We start from the raw sequence: 22,730 nt of genomic DNA, 5'->3' as shown, positions 1-22,730 counted from the left end.
TATATTTAACAATTTAATTATTTCAAACAGATGAGAAAAAACATTGTAGCAGGTAACTGGAAAATGAACAAGAACCTGCAAGAAGGTATTGCTTTGGCAAAAGAATTGAATGAAGTTTTGACTGCTGACAAGCCAAACTGTGACGTAGTAATCTGTACTCCGTTCATCCACTTGGCTTCTGTAACTCCTATCGTTGACAGCTCAATCATAGGTGTAGGTGCAGAAAACTGCGCAGACAAAGTTTCAGGTGCATATACTGGTGAAGTTTCTGCTGAAATGGTAGCTTCTACAGGTGCACAGTATGTAATTCTTGGTCACTCTGAACGTCGTGCTTACTATCACGAAACAGTAGAAATCCTTGAAGAAAAAGTTAAACTTGCTTTGGCTAACAACCTTAAGCCAATTTTCTGTATCGGTGAAGTTCTTGAAGAACGTGAAGCTAACAAACAGAATGAAGTTGTTGAAGCTCAGCTTGCTTCTGTATTCTCTTTGTCTGCTGAAGATTTCGGCAAAGTAATCTTGGCTTACGAACCAGTTTGGGCTATCGGTACAGGTAAGACTGCTACTCCTGAACAGGCTCAGGAAATCCACGCTCACATCCGTTCTTTGGTTGCTGCTAAATACGGTAAAGAAGTAGCTGAAAACACTTCTATTCTTTACGGTGGTAGCTGCAAGCCTTCTAACGCTAAGGAATTGTTCGCTAATCCTGATGTTGATGGTGGTCTTATCGGTGGAGCTGCATTGAAAGCTGCTGACTTCAAAGGTATCATCGACGCATTCAAATAATTTATTTGCAGACGTAGGTCTGTTGTGAAATTAATATGACGGTATTCCGGACATTGCGTCCGGCATACTGTCTTTAAAATTATATCTATCGGTATGATGAAATATCTTTTATCTTTAATCTTTAGTGTTTCTTCGGGTATTGCCGTGGCACAGAGTAATATTGTTGAAAGTTTGCAGGCAAATGTTCCCGGTCAGGGAAAGGTGACTGTACATCAGGATGCGCAGATAACCGACATGATTGGTAAGCGTTTTGTCAAAACTGGAGCTTCTGAGTCCCATAGGGTTATCAAGTCGCGTGGATATCGTGTGCAGGTATATGCAGGTAATAACTCAAGGCAGGCAAGGGATGAGGCTAACGCTGTGGCGGAAAAGGTAAAAGAGAAGTTTCCTGATATGCCGGTTTATACATTTTTTCAGCCTCCACGCTGGCTTTGCAGAGTAGGTGACTATAAGAGTATAGAAGAAGCCCATGTGGCGATGAGACAACTGAAAGCTGAAGGAAGTTTCAAGGAAGTGGCAATAGTGCGTGAACAGATAAATATTCCTATAGAATAATATATAATGATGACAACTGATATAATAAACTGGCCTGAGGAAAAGGTTCAGAAATTGATGGGGCATTACAAGGAAATACTCTCTTTACTTGGAGAGGACCCTGAACGTGAGGGACTTTTAAAGACACCAGAGCGTGTCGCAAAGGCTATGTTGACTCTGACCAGAGGATATGAAATGGATCCGAAGGCTGTTCTTAACGCCGCTAAATTCCAGGAAGAATATAGCCAGATGGTTATTGTAAAGGATATAGATTTCTTCTCATTGTGCGAGCATCACATGCTTCCATTCTATGGCAAGGCGCATGTGGCATATATACCTAACGGATATATAACAGGATTAAGTAAAATTGCACGGGTAGTTGATATATTTTCCCACAGGCTGCAGGTACAGGAACGAATGACATTGCAGATAAAGGAATGTATCCAGGAAACATTGAATCCGCTTGGAGTGATGGTTGTTGTTGAGGCCAAACACATGTGTATGCAGATGCGTGGTGTAGAAAAGCAGAATTCAATTACCACCACATCCGATTTCACAGGAGCCTTCAATCAGGCCAAGACTCGCGAAGAGTTTATGAATCTGATTAGAAACAATAGTTAATACAGGCTTGTTGTACGGTCGCCAGCATCTCTAAGAATCATGTTTTGTGTTTCTGTCAAATCTCTGAAATGAGTCATTATCTCAGCGCATTTTTCAGGATTTGAAGCTATGGCAGGGTCATTCAAGGCTTGCAACGTATGTTTCATTTCTTCCTTTAAAATTGAAATTTTAAAATCCATCAGCAGACGGGGAACAAGTTCGTATAAGCGTTCTTCGTCTGTTATTATTTTCTGTCCTTTGGAATGATAATTGCTGAGCTGGTATCTGTCGCTCGACATGTCTGCCGCGACTTTACTTATTTCCGGATCAGGATTTGAAAGAAAATATTTCTCTGAGACAAAATTCTCTTTCCGTACATTCTCTTCCGCTTCTTTGAGAATTCTTCTGTGTATCGGATTATGGAACTGGATGTCGTCAACCTTCAGGTTATATGCTATATACTCGGTAACGGTGAACGGCTGTTCATTGCCTTCCTCGTCTTGTACGCAGCATACTATTTTCTCGCCATATCTGATAATCATCTTTACGAGGTTTTCTTCCTGTTTATAGAATACCTTGTTCTCATTTCCCTGTGCCGGAATGTATGACGAATATGTATCTATAATCTGTGGCGTTTCCTCTGGGATATATTCCGGTAGAGGTGTATCCCCTTCAGTTGGAGAGGCTGTGTATTCCGTTTGTGTAATGTTGATATTATTATCGGTATTTTCGTTTTTGCCGATGGCAGTAGTCTGGTTTTCAGCCTGTGCTGCAATCTCTTGTCTTCTGTTGTATTCCTCTCTCTGTTTTTTTCTTTCTTCTTCTTTCGCTTTGTTTTCTACAGCTTGTTCAATAAGCTTTGCTGTGGCGTCAACAAGGACTTTTTCATCCATTTTCAGCAACTGGCTGCACTCTCTAATGTAAACAGAGCGTACAATACTGTCTGGAATTACAGATATGCTTTTTACGATGCTCGAAATCAGTTCTGCCCTCTTGATAGGGTCTTTTCCTGCTTCTTCCATAAGCAGATTTGTCTTGAAACGTATGAAATCGACTTCATTGTTGTTGATATACGCCTGATATTCTGTAGCATTGTGTTTTCTGGCAAAACTGTCAGGGTCCTCACCGTCTGGAAGCAGGCATACCTTAATGTTCATTCCCTCTTCAAGAAGCATGTCAATACCACGGATGCTGGCTTTGATACCGGCTCCGTCGCCATCGTATAATACTGTTATATTATTGGTAAATCTGTGTATCAGTCTGATTTGGTCCGATGTAAGTGCTGTACCTGATGATGCCACTACGTTCTCTATGCCGCTTTGGTGCATTGAAATAACGTCAGTGTATCCTTCAACAAGGAAACATCTGTCCTGGCGGATGATTGACTGTTTTGCAAAATAAATACCGTACAGTTCCTTGCTCTTATGATAAATCTCGGATTCTGGAGAGTTTACGTACTTCATCTGTACGTTTTTAGTTGCCGCACTTAGCACACGTCCTCCGAATGCAACCACCTTACCGGTTATGTTATGAACAGGGAAAATCACTCGTCCCCAGAAACGGTCGCGTATGGTTTTTCCATCGTCTTTCATGTAGCAAAGTCCGGTTTTAAGCAATAATTCCTGCTTATAGCCTTTCTGTATCGCGGTTCTTGCCAATGCGTCTTTTGCTTCAGTGCAATAGCCAAGTTGGAATTTCTTGATAATATCGTCCCTGAAGCCTCTTTGACGGAAATAAGTCATACCGATGCTTTGTCCGTCAATATTGTTGTATAAAACGTCCTGGAAATATTCTGCTGCGAATTGATTCACAAGGAAGAGACTTTCTCTGAGACTTTGCGATTGTTTTTCTTCTTTTGTAAGCTCTCTTTCCTTGATTTCAATATTATATTTTTTTGCAAGCCATTTAAGGGCTTCGTAATATGACAGTTGTTCATGTTCCATTATAAAATGTACAGCGTTTCCACCTTTTCCGCAACTGAAACACTTGCATACACCCTTGCTTGGGGATACACTGAACGATGGAGTTTTTTCGTTATGAAAAGGGCATAAACCAACGTAGTTGACTCCACGCTTGCGCAGAGTAACGAAGTCGGAAACAACATCAACTATTTGTGCTGCATCAAGAATTCTGTCTATAGTGGCCTGATCTATCATATTAGCTGCAAAAGTACATAAAAAAATATGATTTATGGGTATAAAAATAGGGGAAACCACATTTAGCGGTTTCCCCTGATATAATTTAAAACCTGTATATTATTATTTAATATTTGGGTTCAATGCGTTCCATTCAGATACTGGAGGAAGAACGCCCATAGCGATAACTTCGTCACGAAGAGCGCACAAGTGTTCGTAGCTCTTATCCAAAGCAGCCTGTTCTTCAGCTGTTCCGTTCAAAGCAGCGCAGTGGCAACCTTCAGTGTCGATAGAAGTTTCCCATGCCATCATGATGTGGTCATACTTATCGTTTGATACGTATGTTCCAGCTGGCCAACGGAATGCTTTACCACCCATAGCAGCACCAATCATTTCGATAGAAACGTATGATGGGCTCTGGAATGAAGAACGTCCGCGGAGGTTGATGATGTTAGCACCACCCTTAGTTACTTTCTGCTGGATTTCTGCCCACTGTTCAGCGCTAAGAGCTTCAGTACCGATGATGTCAGTCAAAGCCTTACCGTTAACTTTAGCTGTAGAAGCGAATACAGCCATCTGTTCGCCGTGGCCACCGTATGTACGGCAGTTTTCAACTGCATCCATAGAAACACCAAAGTGTTTAGCAAGTTCGCTGCGAAGACGAGTAGAGTCAAGAGCTGCAAGAGTTGTAACCTGACCTGGTTTCAAACCTGAGTACAACAAAGTGATAAGACCAGTGATGTCAGCTGGGTTGAAGATAACAACGATGTGTTTTACATCTGGGCAGTATGCTTTAACGTTCTTACCAAATTCTTCAGCGATAGCAGCGTTACCTTTAAGAAGGTCTTCACGAGTCATGCCAGCTTTACGAGCAGCACCACCTGAGTTTACAATATATTTAGCACCAGTCAAAGCTTCTTTGATATCAGAAGTGAAAGTAATGTTTACACCTTCAAAACCGCAGTGGAACAATTCTTCAGCTACACCTTCCAAGCCTGGAGCGTATGGGTCGTACAAGCAGATGTTAGGAGTCAAGCCCATCATGATTGCAGTCTGAGCCATGTTAGAACCGATCATACCGGCAGCACCTACGATAGTAAGTTTTTCGTTAGTTACAAAATTCATAATTCTAATTATTTATGTTATGTTATAAAAGTGTTTAGTTCCCTTTTTTTTCTTACGCTACAAAGTTAAGAAATTATCGAGTAAATAATCGATATAGGACGTGTAAATAAATAGGATTTTTTGTGCTTTTATACTTAATTACGGAAAAAAATCATTATTTCATTTTAGATGTATAGAAATTGTAATGATGATGTTGCAATTGTTGAGATGAATTTATTATGTTGTATAAAATAAAAAAGGCGTCATTCATCATTCCGAATGCCGCCGGTTTCCTGAAAGAACCCCCCATTTAAGGGTTCTTTGTTTCTTTGGTTTTTCAAGTTTTTTTTGTTATCCTTCTTTTTAAATCTTTCTTTTACCTTAGCACTAAACCTATTGTTCTTTTTACCTTTTTATCCTTAAACTGAAAACCTTTTACCTTTTTTACTAATACCTTACTTTAAATCTAATACCTAATCTTTAACCTTAATCTAATAACCTTTATCTAATACCTTATGTTTTTAATACCTTAAGTAAGTCTAATACCTTATAATATTTTTGTGCTATTTATTAATTATAATCTCTTTGGTTTCACAACCACGTTACAAAGGTATGTATATTTTTTTTATCTGCAATAGTTTTGATATGTTTTTTATATTAATATGTATTTTTCTTGATTTATATCATTTTTCAGCTTTTGACTGATTCGTGTGCGACAACGGTTTTTGTGGGTTATTAAAGTGTTATAGGATGTTTGTGTGTTTTAGTTGATGAAATCTTAATTAAAATGTAATGATTGAGATTGTAATGTTAAATATGACATGGGAATGTCTATTTGTATTGATGTTGTATAGTATTTATTGTCAGCGTTTTTTACATATATGTTTTTTCTGTTATTCTTTAAGAAGTTCTTTAATGTCCAGAATTCTCTGGTTGCTGCTTCCTCTGAACTCAAGGGTAGGTGAGTAGAGACTTTCTTCGAATTTTCCATCTACAAGTATGTCTATGTATTGTAGTAAATCTTTTCGTCGGCTATCGTTTAAAATTTCTTCAAGAGTATATCCGGTATAGCACCAGATATTCATTCCGGTGGATTTACGGACCTTTTCCAGTACGGTGCGGAATTCTTCTGGATTGAAGAACGGGTCGCCTCCTGTAAATGTTACTCCGTCGAGCAAAGGATTGCTGTTAATCCCTTTGATTATGTATTCCAAAGTTTCTTCGGTAAGTGGCTTCCCGGCTTTAGGATTCCATGATTCAGGATTGTGACAACCTTTGCAACGATGACTGCATCCGGCTAAATAAATTGAGTACCGGATGCCGTCACCGTCAACAATGGTTTCAGGATATGTATATAAATAATGTAACATAGCAGCATATTACAATCAGGCGTGTTTTACCCTGTCGCGTTCTTCTGCGCGTTTTGCCGAGTTCCAACTGTTCAGGTCGCCGGTAAGATAGCCTGTAATGCGGCGCATACGGAGTATATTCTCGCTATTGCATATCGGACATTTGCTGTAGATTACACCTCTGAATCCGCAGTTGTGGCATGTATCAACCGGATGGTTTATCGAACCGTAGCCGATACCTTCGTCGTTCATTACTTTCACGATTTTGGCTATTGCTTTTACGTTTTTCTGTGCCTCGCCGTCCAGCTCCACGTATGTGATGTGTCCTCCGAGCGTAAGTGCATGGAAAGGAGCCTCGCATTTAATCTTATCCACGATGTTGATAGGTTCTTTTACATCTACATGGAATGAGTTTACATAATAATCTCTGTCGTTTACTCCTTCAATGATACCATATTTACGTTTGTCCATCTTTGTAAATCTTCCAGACAATCCTTCGGCGGGAGTGGCAAGTACAGAGTAGTTAAGATGATATTTCTCTTTATATCTCTTGGCTACTTCATTCATTTTCTCAACGGCTTCGTAAAGAGTATCCCATGACTTCTTGTTGTGTCCGTGTCCTTGACCGTAGAGCGCAACCATTGCGTTATGTCCACCTATGAAACCGATTCCTAATGTTCCCTGGTTCAGGACGTCGCCAACTTCCTCGTTAGGATTCAGGTTGCTGCCGCCTTTCCATACGTTGTTGCCCATCATGAATGGGAACTGTCTGGCCAGGGCGGTTTTCTGGTACTGGTATCTTGAGTATAGCTGTTCAGCAATGAGTTCTGCCATTTCTTTTACGGATTGAAGGAATACTTCTTTTGCCTTTTGCTCAATAGCTTCCTTGTTGTTTGAGTCGATTATACTTTCTGCCTTGATTCTGGCTTCTATTGCCAGTCTTGGCATGTTCATAGTGGTGAATGACAGGTTTCCTCTTCCGAGCGATGTCTTTTCGCCATTAATGTTTTCGAATACCCTTGTTCGGCATCCCATTGTGGCAAGCTCGTATTTATACCTGTGTGGGTCATCGGCTCTCCATAGTTCGTTTTTGTTGAATGGGGTGTCAAGGAACATAAAGTTAGGGAACAAAGCCTTTGCCGTAGTGCGGCAAGCTTTCAGGAAAAGGTCGAAGTTGGGGACCTTAAACTGCAACTTCCCTTCCATAGCAGCATCGAAGTCGCTCATTGCAAGTTGATAATCCTCTTCTGAATACGACACGCCATCCTTTATCTTGAAAATTTGTATAGGGAATACAGGTACTTCACCATGTGTTCCAAGTCCTTCTATTGTCGATTTCAATAATTCCTCTATAACCATTCTTCCTTCTGCCGAAGTGTCTGTTCCATAGTTTATGGAACTGAAAACGACTTGGTTACCTCCTCTGGAATGCATTGTGTTAAGGTTGTGTATGAAACCTTCCATAGCCTGATGGGTGTCTTTGCGTGTACGTTCATTTGCCTTGTTCAGTATATGCTCCAAATCTTCTTTTTCTATGTTTGCACCTATAGATTTAAGTTCGTTTGCCAATGCTTTCTTTGCATCTTCTGGCGGAGCAATTGTCAGAAGGTGCTTTTTTACACAGGCTTTCAGAGTTTCTTCTGTTATGTCGATACCTTTCATTTCCATCAGGAAAGACATGATTGAAGCTACACTCTTCTGGTAACTTTTCAGAACACCTTTAGCCATGAAGAAATCGAATGCGGGTATTGCCTGTCCTCCATGCTGTTCGTTCTGATTGGTCTGGAAGATTATGGTAGCAAGGGTGGCGTAACTCTGAATGGACTGAGGAGTACGTATGCTGCCGTTCTTTGTGTGAAAGCCTCTTTCGAACAAGTCCTCAAGATCGTATTGTATGCAAGTAGTAGTCTTCGTAGGATAGTAATCCAGGTCGTGAATATGAATGTCGCCTAACTGGTGCGCTTCAGCATATTTTTTAGGCAGAAGATACTTGTACGTGTAGTCTTTTGTTATTTCTGACGCGAAAGTCATCATCTGTCCTGCCGGAGTGTGGCTTGACATGTTGGCATTGCTCAGGTTGACATCATTCTTGTCGATGGCTACTATGCCGTCCATGATATGTTTGATTTTTGTCTTGCGGTCGCGTTCAGTATTTCTCCACTGTCTGTAGATTATGTACTTCTTTGCCACTTCCGGTTTTACCTTCATCAATTCCATTTCCACAAGGTCTTGGATGTCTTCCACACCGATTGTTGGAGTGTTGAAATGTTTTATGACTCTGTTTGTTATTTCGTCGATCAGTGCTTCGCAGTCTGTCAGGTCTGATGCTACGAAAGCTTTGGTGATGGCGTTGTAGATTTTAGCAGATGAGAAGTTTTCCCGCTTCCCGTCCCTTTTGATGATACAGATTTCTTTTGTTTCCATTTTTGATTTATTGTGCTACTGTTAATAATATTTTTTCAGAGTAGGTCTTCTGACTGATCTTTCCACGGAACACCTTCCCGCCATTGGGCAGTGGTTGGATTGCTCCTGTTCCGTTTCATCAAGAATCACAGCAGCGGGTACTGTTACCGACTTTCACGGTATTCCCTTTTGAGACTGATGTCACTCTGAAAAACATTGCAAAAGTAAAAACAAATTTTCGAAAATAAAAATCTGCATTTTCTTTGAATTTTCAAAAATAGAAACTTAATGGCTGTAATATTGCGTTGTAGTGGCTTGTAGAGCTATATATTGGAAAACTTTGTTATATCTGATTTTTAAATTATATTATATTTTAGTGTATTGCTTAGGATGTTTTGTGCTCAATATATAATAATACGTCCTATAGTTTTTAAGATATTCTATAGGACGTATATGATATATTATTTTATCCGTTAGCAGGTTTTAATCCCATTTTTCTGGCTTTTTCCATCATATATTCAAATGCTGCGTCATGTTCGTTTGGTATTACACCGTCAAGAATAGCATCTTTTATATAACTTTTCAAGTCTCCTATCTCACGGCAAGGTTGAAGATTGAAAACTCTCATAATCTCTTCGCCGTCCACTGGAGGCTGGAAGTTTCGTATTCTGTCTTTTTCTTCAAGATCCTTCAGCTTTTGTCTAACCAGTTTGAAGTTGTCGAGGAAACGTTGTTTTCTGGCTTCATTTTTAGAAGTAATATCTGCTTCACACAAACACATCAGGTCGTCAATATCATCGCCGGCTTCGAAAAGCAGTCGTCTCACAGCCGAGTCTGTAACCTCTTCGTCGGCTATTACAATAGGGCGCATGTGCAGGCTTACCATCTTCTGGACGTATTTCATTTTCTCGTTCATAGGAAGTTTCATATTTCTGAATATGTCCGGTATCATCTTTTCGCCTATGTAATTATGATTATGGAAAGTCCATCCGGCTTTCTGTTCCCATCTTTTTGTCTTGGGTTTGCCTATGTCATGAAGCAGTGCGGACCATCTGAGCCAAAGATTATCTGTAGTTTTCGAAATATTGTCCAATACTTCGAGTGTATGGTAGAAATTGTCTTTGTGTGCTCTGCCATTTCTTGTCTCAACACCCTGTAGAGCACACAGTTCGGGGAATATAAGTTCCAGCAGTCCGCATCTGTCAAGATCTACGAACCCTTTCGATGGTATAGGAGACAAGATTATCTTGTTTAACTCGTCAGCGATACGTTCTTTTGATATAATCTTAATTCTTTCTTTGTTTCTACCCAATGCTTCGAATGTCTCATCTTCAATATAAAAATTCAGTTGTGTGGCAAATCTGATACATCTCATCATTCGTAGAGGGTCATCGCTGAATGTAATATCCGGATCGAGAGGAGTTCTTATTGTTCTGTCCTTAAGGTCTTCCATACCGTCGAACGGATCCACAAGCTCACCAAATCTGTTTTTATTCAAGCATACCGCCATAGCGTTTATTGTGAAGTCACGTCTGTTCTGGTCGTCTTCCAGTGTCCCGTTTTCAACAACAGGTTTTCTGCTGTTATGACTGTATGATTCTTTTCTTGCACCTACAAATTCCACTTCTAAGTCCCTGAATTTCACCTGTGCTGTTCCGAAGTTTTTGAACACAGAAACATTAGCTCCTCTACCTAATTTTTTCCCGAGAGCCTGAGCTATTTCGATACCGCTACCTACAACTACAACATCAATATCTTTGGAATGACGTTTAAGGAAGAGGTCTCGAACGTAACCGCCTACTACGTAGCATTCCAGTCCGAGTTCATCAGCGGTTTCTGATATAATATTGAATATTTTATCGGAGAAATGTTCTTTTAATTCCATATATGTTGAAATTCAATGATTGAGGTACAAAGTTACAAAAATGTATTTCTTCTGCAATGAATAAAATATAAATAGGAATGCAAATGTTGCAAACATCTGTTTCGTCTTGTTTGCAATATTGCATTCCTATTTAAATCCGATTGGATTGATAATCAGATTATCACATTACATTTTGACGGTAACTATTTTACCTTTATATGTGATTGTCTTTTCATTGCCATTTGGAGTGCGAACTGTAAATTTACGTTCTGACAGCATACCGTTGTATGAACCTTTTTTAGATCCTATGGTAAGTGTATGGCTGGTATCATTCCATGTCATAGGAATTTCAGTATATGCTCCAGATTCATAATTGTAATTGTCACCTTCGTCTTCATAAAGTGTAAATGTTCCGTCCGCTCCCGGATATACGTTTATTATCAGATTGTCCCATTTCTTCTCGTTTGTATATTGTACATCCGGACCTATAGGTATGATGCTTCCTGCACGGACAAAAAGTGGAATCTTGTTCAGAGTAGTTGTGACTTTCAGATTCTGTCCTCCTTCATAATACTCGTTTGTCCAATAATCATACCATTTGCATCCTGAAGGTAGATATACTTCCATATCTTTGGGTTGAGTAAAATCAACTGACCATATTGCAGTTCCATTATCTTTTTTCACTTGTCCCCAACCTTCATTTTCTTTCAGAAGGTCTTGTTTCTGTTCCGGCGTGTATTGGGCGTGAAGTACTGGCGCTACAAGAATAGCTTTACCAAACATATATTCGTTACCTATATTCCAAGTCTTTTTGTCGTTTATAAAGTCCATGAACAGGGCACGCATGAATGTTGATTGATTGTGTGAAACGTCCCATGCTGTTGAGTAAAGGTAAGGCATCAGTGAGTAACGCAGTTTTACGGCATCAACCAATGCGTCGTAAACAGGTTCGCCGGCTTTGCCGTACCAGAAAAATTCTCGAGGCGTGTCTGCACCATGACTGCGCATCATTGGGCAGAAGGCTCCGAATTGTACCCAGCGGACATATAGCTCCTGATACATAGGATTCTTGGTGGCACTGGTACTACCGTTTGTATTGTATGAGCCAGCAAAGAAACCGCCTAAATCTGAGTTCCAATGCGGCATACCTGTGAGTGAGAAATTCAATCCGGCTGTTATCTGTTTACGGAACATATCCCATGAAGACTGTACATCTCCTGACCAGACATTGGAGCCATAACGTTGTTGTCCGAGGAAGCCTGAACGGGTTAATATGATAACACGTTTGTCGCTCGTTTCTGCACGTTGATGATCATATACACCACCAACTGTCATAATAGGGTAGGCATTGCGTACGCTTCTATATGAGCCTAAATAAGTCTGATGATCAAAGTCACTGTCTTTCCAGTTGAAGTGGTCTGGTTCAGTAGAGTCCATCCACCATCCGTCCATTCCTAATTGGAAGATACCTTTGTTGAGGTGGTTCCAATATATATCACGTGCTTCAGGACTGTAAGCGTCATATACGCGTACACCTGACGGATATTCCATGTTTGGAGGCCATCCTTCAATTCCTGATTGAGGCCATGTTTCGATATTGAATAGAAGCCCTTTTGGGTCTAAAGCACGATAAGGCTTGGTAGCAGGACCAAAGGACGACCAGATAGATATCATCATGTGTGCGTTCATACCATGTATGCTGTCTATCATTTCTTTTGGATTATAGAATAACGGATTTTGGAAATCCATGGCATTCCATAAGTAGTTATTTCCCCAATATTGCCAGTCTTGTATGATGCAATCGAGCGGAATACCTAATTCCCTGTATTTTTTGACTATTCCCACAGTTTCATCCTGACTTTTATATCTTTCCTTACTTTGCATGAAACCGTAACTCCATAAAGGCATCATAGGAACTTCTCCTGTAAGTTCACGTATTTGTGCTATTATGCCATCTGCTGAGCCTCCATACATGAAATAGTAGTCTATACAGTCGCCAACTATAGAACTGAATGATGTTTCTTTTTCATTGTCGGTATAAGTTGTTGCAGAATAGTTGTCCCAGAATACTCCATAACCTTTTGTTGACTGGAAAATAGGGGAGACATCTTCAATGTTTCCTTGAATTAATTCTTTGGTCATGTTGCGCTGCATCATCTGGCCGTTCTGCAATTGTCCCAATCCGTACAGACCTTCTTCCTTGTCGGTTTGAAATCCCTGATAGACAGTATAAGTTGATTTTCCGGCGTCATTGAATGGAGTAAAAGCTTTGTTATTCTCCAGTTCCTTAAGCAGAATTGTACCGTCAGCTTTAGCATAAGTCATCGTACCGTTTTTCTGGTTAAGTGTAACGATGAGGCTATTGCTTTTCATTACAATATCTCCATTGTCGGACGTAGAAATTTTAATTCCTGATTTTTCAGGTTTGGCAATTACTGAAATGCTGTTCTTTTCTACTGTTTTTCCTGCAGGAGTTTTCAATACTCTCAGACTGTTTGGATTGAACCACTGTACTTCCACGTCATATTGTTTGTCTGATATGGAAGCTTTAATGCCGGTTTCTGTTTGACTGTACTTTTGCGACCACGCAAAAGCCGACATAAAACATAATGCTAAAAATAAAACTCTTTTTCTCATGGTTTATAATAAAAGTATAATGTCGTTTTAAAAGGCTTGCATGTAACATATTAAAACCTGAAAATTATAGGTCTTAATTTCAGTTACAAAATTATCATTATGTGATGAGAAAAAGCAGTAAATATGTTGCATATTACAACATAAATGTTGAAAAAAAGCATATTCAATGTTTTTTAAGTCCTTGAACATACTGTGATGGGCGAACCCCGAATTCATCTTGGAAACATTTGCATAAATAACTCGAAGTACTGAATCCTACACTGTCAGCTACTTCTGCTACTGTATATCCTTCTTCGAGTAGTTGAGCAGCACGTTTCAAACGAACAGAACGTATGAAGCTTGTCGGAGTTTTTCCAACTACGGCCATGAGTTTCCTGTATAATCCTGTACGATCCATTCCTATGTCACGACTTAAGGACTCTACTGAGTATTCAGTATTTCCAATATTATCTTCTACATATTTCAGAATCTTTCTTATAAATTTCTCATCAGCTTCACTTAATAAAACATTCTTATTGTCATTCTCTTTCGCGTTTGCCAATTGTACTTTACGCTTTTCTTGCTGTTCAAGCAACTGACGCATTTCAATCATCAATACGTCTAATTTCAAATTGTTTTCGTCTGTCGGTATTGGTAACAATATACCTTTGGATAGTTGTTTTACAAGAGTCTGTAATTCTAATGTGTTTTGTCTTATCTCCTGTAGTTGTAGCTTGTTTCTTCCTTCGTCCATATACATTATTACGGAATCCAAAGGAGATATAATTTTTTTGATAGGCTCCTCCAATTCCTGGTTGATATTTTGCAGGAATGTCGTTTTCATATCATCTAATTTCTCTTTTTGTTCACGTATAATGTTACGTTTTTTTCTCTTGATATAAAGAATGATTGAAGCCGACAATATACAGACACTTAGAAATAAATAAATTGTATAGGCGTAACCTGTTTTCCAAAAAGGAGCTTTTATACTGATTTTCAGTTCAGAATATTTATCAGACCAATCTTTTCCGTTGCCTGCGGCTCTAACCCTGAATATATAGTTACCAGGAGGAAGATCTGTATATGAAGCATCTCCTCTTCCATCTGTTGAGTGAATTTCACGTTCTGTATTGTCTATCCCGCAAAGTTGATATCTGTAGTATGTCTGTGTCGGGTTTACGTAATTCATTGCAGAAAATTCTATAGTCAGGAAGTTCTGGTCATGTTTTAGTATGATGCTTTTAGTCTTTGTTATCGGATCTGTTAATATTGTGTTATCTTGGTATGCCTTACTGTTTTCTATTTCCTCACCGAATAATTTTAATCCAACAAACAAAGGTAAATATGGCATTTCATTCGTTGAAGTTGAATGTCGTTTTAATATATTAAATCCGTTTATGCCACCCCAATATAGAGTCCCTTCGGAAGATAAATATACAGACCGTTCGCAAAATTCATTTGAAATAACTCCATCGTACTGATTGTAGTTTACGAATGAATAACGCGTAGAATCATTCCCGTCATTCTCTTTTTTTATACAGCTTATACCGTTGGCTGTTGAAATCCAAGTCAGTTTGTTTGGAGTACGTATTATTGAACGTACCGAATTATTCACCAGTCCGTCTGATGAATAAAATCTTTGTTCTGAGCCGTCAACTTCAATTAGAGCAAGTCCGTCTTCGAATCCAATCCAGAAACTTTCATTGTCGGCTTGTGCAATACAATTGCAATGATGATATGTGGGATGAAAATCTGTTTTTTGATTTTGTTTGTCATATATGAACCATCCGTTACGGGTGATACCCGCCTGTTTATTCTTATTTATATCTATTATTTGCAATACCTTTTCGGTGATATCAGGAATATTGTATTGTTCTGCAATATTTGTCTTACCATGATATTCAGATATATTCCCTGATGTACTGTCGTAAATGTAATCTTTGATATCTGTTTTTACGATAATATTACTTTCGTCTGTTTCTTCAAATCCGGTAATATGTATTGTGGCATTTCCTTGGATGGGGAATACAGCCTTTCCAATGTTTTGAAAGCGGAAACGGTCTTGATGGTAGTACAAAAGCCCTCTGTTAAGAGTTCCAATCCACATACCGCCTTGAAGATCATTGAAAATTGTACTTATTTCAGTCTCTATTTTTTTCCCGTCAACGAGCTTTAGTGAAGATATGAACTGTTTGTCTTTTAGGTTGTTCGACATGTTGTATAGTCCGTCATGTCCACTAATCCATAAATTTTTGTCTGTATCGATAGAGAGGTAATTGAACCATGAATCTGTTGTCATGATTACGTCCCATGTCTTCTTGGATATGTTGAAAGCCAGCATTACGCCACCGGAATTGCCATTGCATAATTGATAAAATACGTCATCCCCCTGTACTACATACGAAGTGTTTCCGTATTTTCCTGAGAGTGTTTGAGTTGGTATTATACGTCTATACAATTCTTTTCCTGTCGGTAAGTCATGGCATATAAGTGTTCCTGAACGGTAGAACAAGTAAAGTCTGTTGTCAAGTACACCTAAATCATATATCTGGTCGTTACCTAACGAAACATTATTCATGAATACAGAAGATCTTGTTCTGTCACTATCAATAACCCACAAATCGTCCTCGTCTGTGATAACCCACAAATTGCTGTATTTGTCAACAAACAGATCCTTCAGTGGAGTAGTGATTCCAAATTGTGTGAATAATGAATCGGGATGTTCCAGAAAAGCCTCTTTACCACTGTCGGCAATCATCAGGGTATGATTGTTTTTAAACCACATATATCCTCTGTTGTCAATATAAGTGTGATTAAACCCTGAATATTCCGACAAACGACAGATGTTCTGTGAATTGTAATGCAGATATGTGAAACTCGTTCCGTCATAAATGTTCATCTGCCCCTCTGTGGTGAATACCATACGTCCATCAGGCAGTTGGGCTATGTTTCTTACTTTATTTCCTGATAGTCCATCCGAAGCATCCAACAATGAAAATACGTAATGTTTTTCAGAAAAGGCGCTTTGTGAAATTGCCAATATTACTATCAGGTATAATATCTTTTTTAAAAAGAATGTTTTCATTACTCTACGCTTTTGTTTGAAGTTCATTATCTCTGGCATATAGCTTTGATTTTGCCACCTGATAATAGCGGTATTGCTTTATTATATAATGATATTATTCATTATTAATGTTCATACCTTTTTCCTCGTCGCTATGTCCTGAAGTATATTCTTTTGGTGATACTCCGAATATTTCCTTAAAAGTACTTGAGAAATGCGACAGGTTATTGTAGCCTACGGCGTACGCAACTTCGGATATTCCAAGTTTCTTCTCTTTCAACAGTTTTGCTGCTTGCTGCATTCTTATATTTTTGATGAAATCGCGAGTTGATAAGTTTGTAAGTTCTTTTAACTTGCGGTGTAAGTGTACACGGCTAAGTCCAACTTCATGGGCGAGCATTTCTACGTTTAGAGTTGGTTCAGCCATGTTTTTGTTTATTACAGACATGATTTTCTCCATCAATGCCTCATCCGAAGATTTGAGTTTAATTCCCTTTACTTTTTCTTTCTGTTCCTGTGCACCGCTGAACTTGTTTTTAAGAATACGTCTGTTGTTTAGGAGGTTGGAAATAGTACTCCTAAGCACTTCGGTATTGAAAGGTTTTACTATGTATGCGTCTGCACCATGTTCGATTCCTTCAACTTGTTCTTCCGGCTTGCTTTTGGCAGTAAGTAGTATTACAGGCAAATGGTTAGTATTAACATTTTGTTTTATTTTCTTACATAAAGTGAGTCCGTCCATTTCGTCCATCATTACGTCGCTCACAACAATGTCGATATGGCTTGTAAGTATCTGTTCATAAGCATCGCGGCCGTTGCTTGCAAGCGATATTTTGTATTCGTCGGACAACTCTTCCTTCAGTAATTCCTGTATTTCTTTTTCGTCATCAACTATTAGTATCGTGAAATTGGTTTTAGCCTTTTTCTTTGTTATTGTCTCTGCTTCTTTTGTCTCTGGTTCTGGTGTAGGTAATTGCGACAAACTGTAATCATTGTTTACGTATGTGTCGTTATCATCAATCTGTTCCAGACTTATATGGTCACATCCTTTAGGTATCCTCACTGTAAATGTTGAGCCTTGTTGGTCTGGATTGTTTTCGGCTGTAATTGTTCCATAGTGCATTTCCACGAGTGAACGCGTCAGATGGAGTCCTACTCCAGTACCGCCCTGGTTATGTACACCGTTTCCGCTTATCTGGTAGAATCTTTCGAAGATATGTTCTTTTTGGTTCTCATCCAGTCCTATTCCTGTATCTGTAACCTTAATTTCAATATAGTTTTTCAATGGACCTTTAGCGTTAGGGTTTTCTCCTTGAGATATGCATACACATACTTTACCATTATTTGGGGTATATTTGAAAGCATTCGACAACAGGTTCATCAATATCTTGTCGAAATTATTGATATCTATCCATCCCATTAATGTGTCTTCTTTATGCTCAAAGCTGAAACTTATGTTTTTTTGGCGGGCAGTATTATCGAAAGTCATCATCAAATCATTAATGAAGCCTACGAGGTTAGTTTCACTGAAATGCATCTGCATCTGTCCTTTTTCAATTTTCCTTATATCCATAAGTTGATTGATAAGTCGCAGTATTCTTTTTGCATTCCTATAGATCATCATGTATGTCTTTCCTGTTTCCTTGTCTTTATTCGCCGCTATCAGTTTTTCAAGTGGATTGATAATCAGTGTCATAGGAGTACGTATTTCGTGTGAAATATTGATGAAGAACTGTAATTTGGCTTCATTAATATCTCTTGCATGACGTATTTCCATGAAATCACGTTTGCGGCGCATCTTTATACGAATATAAATTATTGTAAGCCATATAAATACAATAAAAGGTATTGAGAATAAGATGTATGCCCACCACGTTTGATACCACGGATAGGATATATTTATATTATATATATATGTGCCGGAAGAAATATTTCTGTTTACTGCATATACCTCAAGTTTGTAATTGCCTGGAGGCAGGTTGTTGAATGTAATATAGTTTTCACCGCTTCTGGTTGACAGCCAGTTTTTTCCAAGTTGTTGTATTCTATATTTGTATAGAATGTGAGATGTGTTTCCATAGTCCATTGTTGTGAACATGACTCTGAATGTGTTATCTCTATGGTTGAGATTGAATGTTTTGGCTTTTGTCACGTCTTCGGCAATAATTTTTTTCCCTCCGGACAATGTGTTTGTATTTATACTTTTTCCAAACACCTGAAAGTCAGAAATCGTTAATTCTGGTTTTGATATTGAATCGGTTATTTCAGAAGGATAGAAACATGTGATGCCGTTTGTGCCTCCAAACATCATTTCTCCGTTTGTCGCTTTGTATGCGGCTCCTCTGGTAAATTCGTTTCCTTGAAGTCCGTCTTCACTATAATAATTGGTGAATATCTTGTTTTGCTTATTGAATTTACTAATTCCGTTGAATGTGCTAATCCATAGATTTCCTCCGTTGTCTTCGCATAATCCACATATAACCTCATTTGATAATCCGTCGTTAATTCCGTATTTGGCTATTTTATTGTTTTTCTTGTCGAATGAATATAATCCTTCCGATGTACCTATCCATATTAATCCTGTATTGTCTTCCAGGATAGAGTAGCACATCATGTCTTTTATTATATAGTTGTTCTCTGTGAAATTAATAAAACTTTTGTTTTTAGGATTGAAGCAGCTTATTCCCTTGAAATGCCCTATCCATATATATCCTTCACTATCACAATATAGTGTGTTTATCCAGTTGTCAGCAAGGCAGTTCTTATTTTCATATTTGTCGCTTTCCTTGAAATATGTAATTACCTTGCTGTCGAGATTATATACACACATTCCTTTTCCGTAAGTGCTGATATACAGATTCTTTTCATGGTCTTCCGTGATGCTGAAAACACTTTCATTTTCAAGCCCAGGTATATGTTTGAATATGCCTGTCTTGGTGTTGAATTGTCCTATCCCCTGACTGTAGCTTCCTAACCATATATTGTGGTTTGAATCTTCAAATATATTTATTATAGTGTTTGGAAATGGCTCTTTACCTTCTTGTGGTGTATAGTGCTTTGTTAATTCGTAGTTGGAGTTTAGAATATATAATCCTTTACTGTCAACCCCTACAAGTATCTCACTGTTGCTGTTTCTAAAAATTGACATGACACATCCGTTGTCAATAGGACTATCATTTATCTGTTTTCCACCGTAAAATCTGAATGGATTTATTTTTCTTGGTACCAGTACTACTCCTTTTTGGAATATTCCGAACCATAAATTCCCTTCTTTATCAGACAATATGCTGTGCGCCTTTGTGTTTCGTAAATCTATAGCTGAATCAGATATGTGTATGTCATGGATTTGTTTGCTGTTTTCCTTGTATATTTTTATACCAGCTCCGTCTGTGCCTATATATAAATCGTCATCAACAAATATGAGCGTTTTTATTGGGATATTTCCACAACTCGTTATCTTTTCTACTTTTTCATTATTGTTATGGAACACATAAAGTCCTTTGGAAAACGTACCAAGATATATATCACCATTGCTGTTGATAGCAATTGAAGTAATGTTGGTGTTTTCCAATTCATCGCTTTTAGGCCTTGATATAAGACCTTTTTGGGTATCATAAATAAATACACCGTTGTCCTCAGTACCAATCCATATTCTGCTATAATTGTCTTCAGCTATAGTATTTACCTTTGAGATACCTTTGTTACTTATATCGTTTACGTATGAGCCGGTATTATTTTTAGTATTAATTTTGAATAAACCTTGATTTGAACTCGCCGCCCATATCTCTCCGTTTTTACGTTCCAGTATATATGAAATATGTGGTGTAGTTATTTCTCCGTTCATGAAAAGGTTTACGTTCGTGAAGTTGTTTTCATCACGATTGTATTTCATCATTCCGGCTACTGTGCCTATCCATATATTGTCATTCTTGTCCTCGTAAACCACTCTTGGATAGTTGTTGCATATAGACGTTGAGTCTTTTTCATCATGAGTATATATGGTGAATCTGTTACCGTCGAATCTGTTCAATCCGTATTCTGTGGATATCCATATAAATCCTCTTCTGTCTTGATAAATGTTGTTTATCAAACTGCTGGATATATGGTCGCCAGTTGTATAGATTACACTCGTTTGTGCATCTGCGTATGTAAATGAAAATATGAAAAAAAGAATTCCGATTAGTATATATTTCATTGTATTATATTATATGTTAAACATAGCGCAAAGGTAATTAAAAAATGATAATATCAAAAATAAAAGCGGGCAACCTGTTTGAAAGATTGCCCGCTTTTATTATAAAAAAACACGTATAGATTATTTCTTGATACGGTTGTAACGGCTCATGAACTTATCAACACGTCCTGCTGTGTCAACCAACTTAGACTTACCTGTATAGAACGGATGAGAAGTGTTAGAGATTTCCAACTTAACTAATGGATAAGTTTCACCTTCGAATTCAATTGTGTCTTTTGTTGCACAAGTTGAACGAGACAGAAACATATCACCGTTTGACATGTCTTTAAATACTACCGGACGGTAGTTTTCTGGATGAATTCCTTTTTTCATTTCAGTATATACTTTTTATTATTATTGTTTTTTTGACTTAGTTGGTAACACTTAGTCGTGTGTAATGGTCTGTTTCGGGGTGCAAAGATATACTATTTATTTTAAACTGGAAAACTTTATTGATGTTTTTTCTAAAATCTTTCTGTAGATTATATATTAATGTATTATAATCATATTTAGGTTAAGGGTGATTTCATTCGAACGAAGTCATAGTGCGCCACTAATGCATAAGTTCTTTCATAAATAAGATGGTAAAACTTGCAATATCCACATTGCATTATGCATACATAAATTTGGCCTGATTGCCATATTTTATCTGTATTTCTGTTATTATGTATATTTTTTCTTATAAAATATGCGTATGGAATATATTAATTGTTATTTTTGCAATGGAATTTAATCACTAACATTATAAATATCAAAAACAATGGTTAATTACAAAGACTTAGGCTTGGTGAACACAAGAGACATGTTTGCCAGAGCAATCAAAGGTGGATATGCAATCCCTGCTTTCAACTTCAATAATATGGAACAGATGCAGGCTATCATCAAGGCTGCAGTTGAAACAAAATCACCTGTTATCCTTCAGGTTTCTAAAGGTGCCCGTCAGTATGCTAACGCTACTTTGTTGCGTTACATGGCTCAGGGTGCTGTAGAATATGCAAAAGAATTGGGTTGTGCACATCCTGAAATCGTTCTTCACCTTGACCACGGAGATTCATTCGAAACTTGCAAGAGCTGTATCGACTCAGGTTTCTCTTCAGTAATGATTGACGGTTCACACCTTCCATACGAAGAAAACGTTGCTTTGACTAAGAAAGTTGTTGAATACGCTCATCAGTTCGATGTAACTGTAGAAGGTGAACTTGGTGTATTGGCTGGAGTTGAAGACGAAGTTTCTTCTGACCACCACACATACACTAACCCTGAAGAGGTAATCGACTTCGCTACTCGTACAGGTTGCGATTCATTGGCTATCTCAATCGGTACTTCTCACGGTGCTTACAAATTCAAACCAGAACAGTGCCACGTTGATCCTGCAACAGGTCGTTTGGTTCCTCCTCCATTGGCATTCGATGTGTTGGATGCTGTTATGGAAAAACTTCCTGGATTCCCTATCGTACTTCACGGATCTTCTTCAGTTCCACAGGAAGAAGTTGATACAATCAATCAGTATGGTGGCAAATTGGAAGCTGCTATTGGTATTCCAGAAGATCAGTTGCGTAAGGCTGCTAAGTCTGCAGTTTGCAAGATTAACATCGACTCAGACTCTCGTCTTGCAATGACTGCTGCTGTACGTAAGGTATTCGCTGAAAAACCAGCTGAATTCGATCCACGTAAGTACTTGGGCCCTGCTCGTGACAACATGGAAAAACTTTACAAGCACAAAATCATCAACGTATTGGGTTCAGACAACAAATTGGCTGAATAATATTTATGCTTGATTTTAAATTGCATTGCCGGCAATCGTACCGGTATATGTAAATAAATATAAAGAAGTGGAAGTTGCTTTTATTACGACTTCCACTTTTTGTTTATATACATTTCCGTAAGTGTATGCATTAATGATGCATTATTGTTTTGTATAGGGTTTTAATATTATAACCCGTTGGCGGAATTAAATTGATAAAATAAATATGTATAAAAGGTTGTGCTTATCGCTGATTATTAGTAAATTAGAAGTGATCAAACTATTAATTTACAATAA

At 38.2% G+C, this 22,730-nt stretch carries 13 protein-coding genes and 1 riboswitch; of the genes, 4 read left to right on the top strand and 9 right to left on the bottom strand.

The window, feature by feature from the left end:
* The first annotated feature begins 30 nt into the window (after positions 1-30).
* The 3 genes from tpiA (at position 31) to folE (ending at position 1,941) form a co-directional block, all read left to right on the top strand.
* Positions 31-786 (top strand): triose-phosphate isomerase, encoded by a 756-nt coding sequence (gene tpiA / locus H6A27_RS02500; protein ID WP_204401516.1) that lies wholly within the window; start codon positions 31-33, stop codon positions 784-786.
* Positions 787-879: 93 nt separating this feature from the next.
* Positions 880-1,341: an SPOR domain-containing protein gene (locus H6A27_RS02495; protein WP_204401514.1), complete on the top strand. Its 462-nt coding sequence runs from the start codon at positions 880-882 to the stop codon at positions 1,339-1,341.
* Between the two features lie 6 nt (positions 1,342-1,347).
* Positions 1,348-1,941 carry a GTP cyclohydrolase I FolE gene (gene folE / locus H6A27_RS02490; protein WP_204401512.1) on the top strand — a complete coding sequence of 198 codons (594 nt, stop codon included), beginning with the start codon at positions 1,348-1,350 and terminating at the stop codon, positions 1,939-1,941.
* Here the strand turns inward: folE and dnaG are convergent.
* The 9 genes from dnaG to H6A27_RS02445 form a co-directional block, all read right to left on the bottom strand.
* Complete coding sequence (gene dnaG, locus H6A27_RS02485) at positions 1,938-4,076, bottom strand: DNA primase (RefSeq protein ID WP_204507553.1); 2,139 nt, start codon at positions 4,074-4,076, stop codon at positions 1,938-1,940. The genes folE and dnaG overlap by 4 nt on opposite strands.
* A 102-nt stretch (positions 4,077-4,178) precedes the next feature.
* Positions 4,179-5,180 carry a malate dehydrogenase gene (locus tag H6A27_RS02480; RefSeq protein WP_204401508.1) on the bottom strand — a complete coding sequence of 334 codons (1,002 nt, stop codon included), beginning with the start codon at positions 5,178-5,180 and terminating at the stop codon, positions 4,179-4,181.
* 872 nt (positions 5,181-6,052) lie between these two features.
* Entirely contained in the window at positions 6,053-6,529 is a 477-nt protein-coding gene (nrdG, locus tag H6A27_RS02475) for an anaerobic ribonucleoside-triphosphate reductase activating protein (protein ID WP_204507552.1), read from the bottom strand.
* 15 nt (positions 6,530-6,544) lie between these two features.
* On the bottom strand, positions 6,545-8,932 hold the full coding sequence (locus H6A27_RS02470; RefSeq protein ID WP_204507551.1) for an anaerobic ribonucleoside triphosphate reductase: 2,388 nt from the start codon (positions 8,930-8,932) through the stop codon (positions 6,545-6,547).
* Between the two features lie 22 nt (positions 8,933-8,954).
* A riboswitch (cobalamin riboswitch) is annotated at positions 8,955-9,135 on the bottom strand.
* Positions 9,136-9,377: 242 nt separating this feature from the next.
* The gene (locus H6A27_RS02465; RefSeq protein ID WP_204507550.1) at positions 9,378-10,796 is read right to left on the bottom strand and encodes a CCA tRNA nucleotidyltransferase; all 1,419 of its coding nucleotides are present in this window, start codon (positions 10,794-10,796) and stop codon (positions 9,378-9,380) included.
* A gap of 165 nt (positions 10,797-10,961) precedes the next feature.
* Positions 10,962-13,412, bottom strand: a complete 2,451-nt coding sequence (locus H6A27_RS02460) for a glycoside hydrolase family 31 protein (RefSeq protein WP_204507549.1) — start codon at positions 13,410-13,412, stop codon at positions 10,962-10,964.
* A gap of 163 nt (positions 13,413-13,575) precedes the next feature.
* Positions 13,576-16,476, bottom strand: coding sequence for an AraC family transcriptional regulator (locus tag H6A27_RS02455; RefSeq protein WP_204507548.1), 2,901 nt, complete (start codon positions 16,474-16,476; stop codon positions 13,576-13,578).
* 94 nt (positions 16,477-16,570) lie between these two features.
* A complete protein-coding gene (locus tag H6A27_RS02450; protein WP_204507547.1) occupies positions 16,571-20,650 on the bottom strand; it encodes a hybrid sensor histidine kinase/response regulator transcription factor in 4,080 nt (1,359 codons plus the stop codon).
* A gap of 120 nt (positions 20,651-20,770) precedes the next feature.
* Positions 20,771-21,022: a type B 50S ribosomal protein L31 gene (locus H6A27_RS02445; RefSeq protein ID WP_087428283.1), complete on the bottom strand. Its 252-nt coding sequence runs from the start codon at positions 21,020-21,022 to the stop codon at positions 20,771-20,773.
* 427 nt (positions 21,023-21,449) lie between these two features.
* Here H6A27_RS02445 and H6A27_RS02440 point away from each other — a divergent pair, with 427 nt between their 5' ends.
* A complete protein-coding gene (locus H6A27_RS02440; RefSeq protein WP_204401493.1) occupies positions 21,450-22,454 on the top strand; it encodes a class II fructose-bisphosphate aldolase in 1,005 nt (334 codons plus the stop codon).
* Positions 22,455-22,730 lie beyond the last annotated feature (276 nt).

It is taken from the genome of Bacteroides caecigallinarum (assembly GCF_016902295.1).
Taxonomy (GTDB): domain Bacteria; phylum Bacteroidota; class Bacteroidia; order Bacteroidales; family Bacteroidaceae; genus Phocaeicola; species Phocaeicola caecigallinarum_A.
This window is presented reverse-complemented; position numbering and strand designations above follow the sequence as displayed.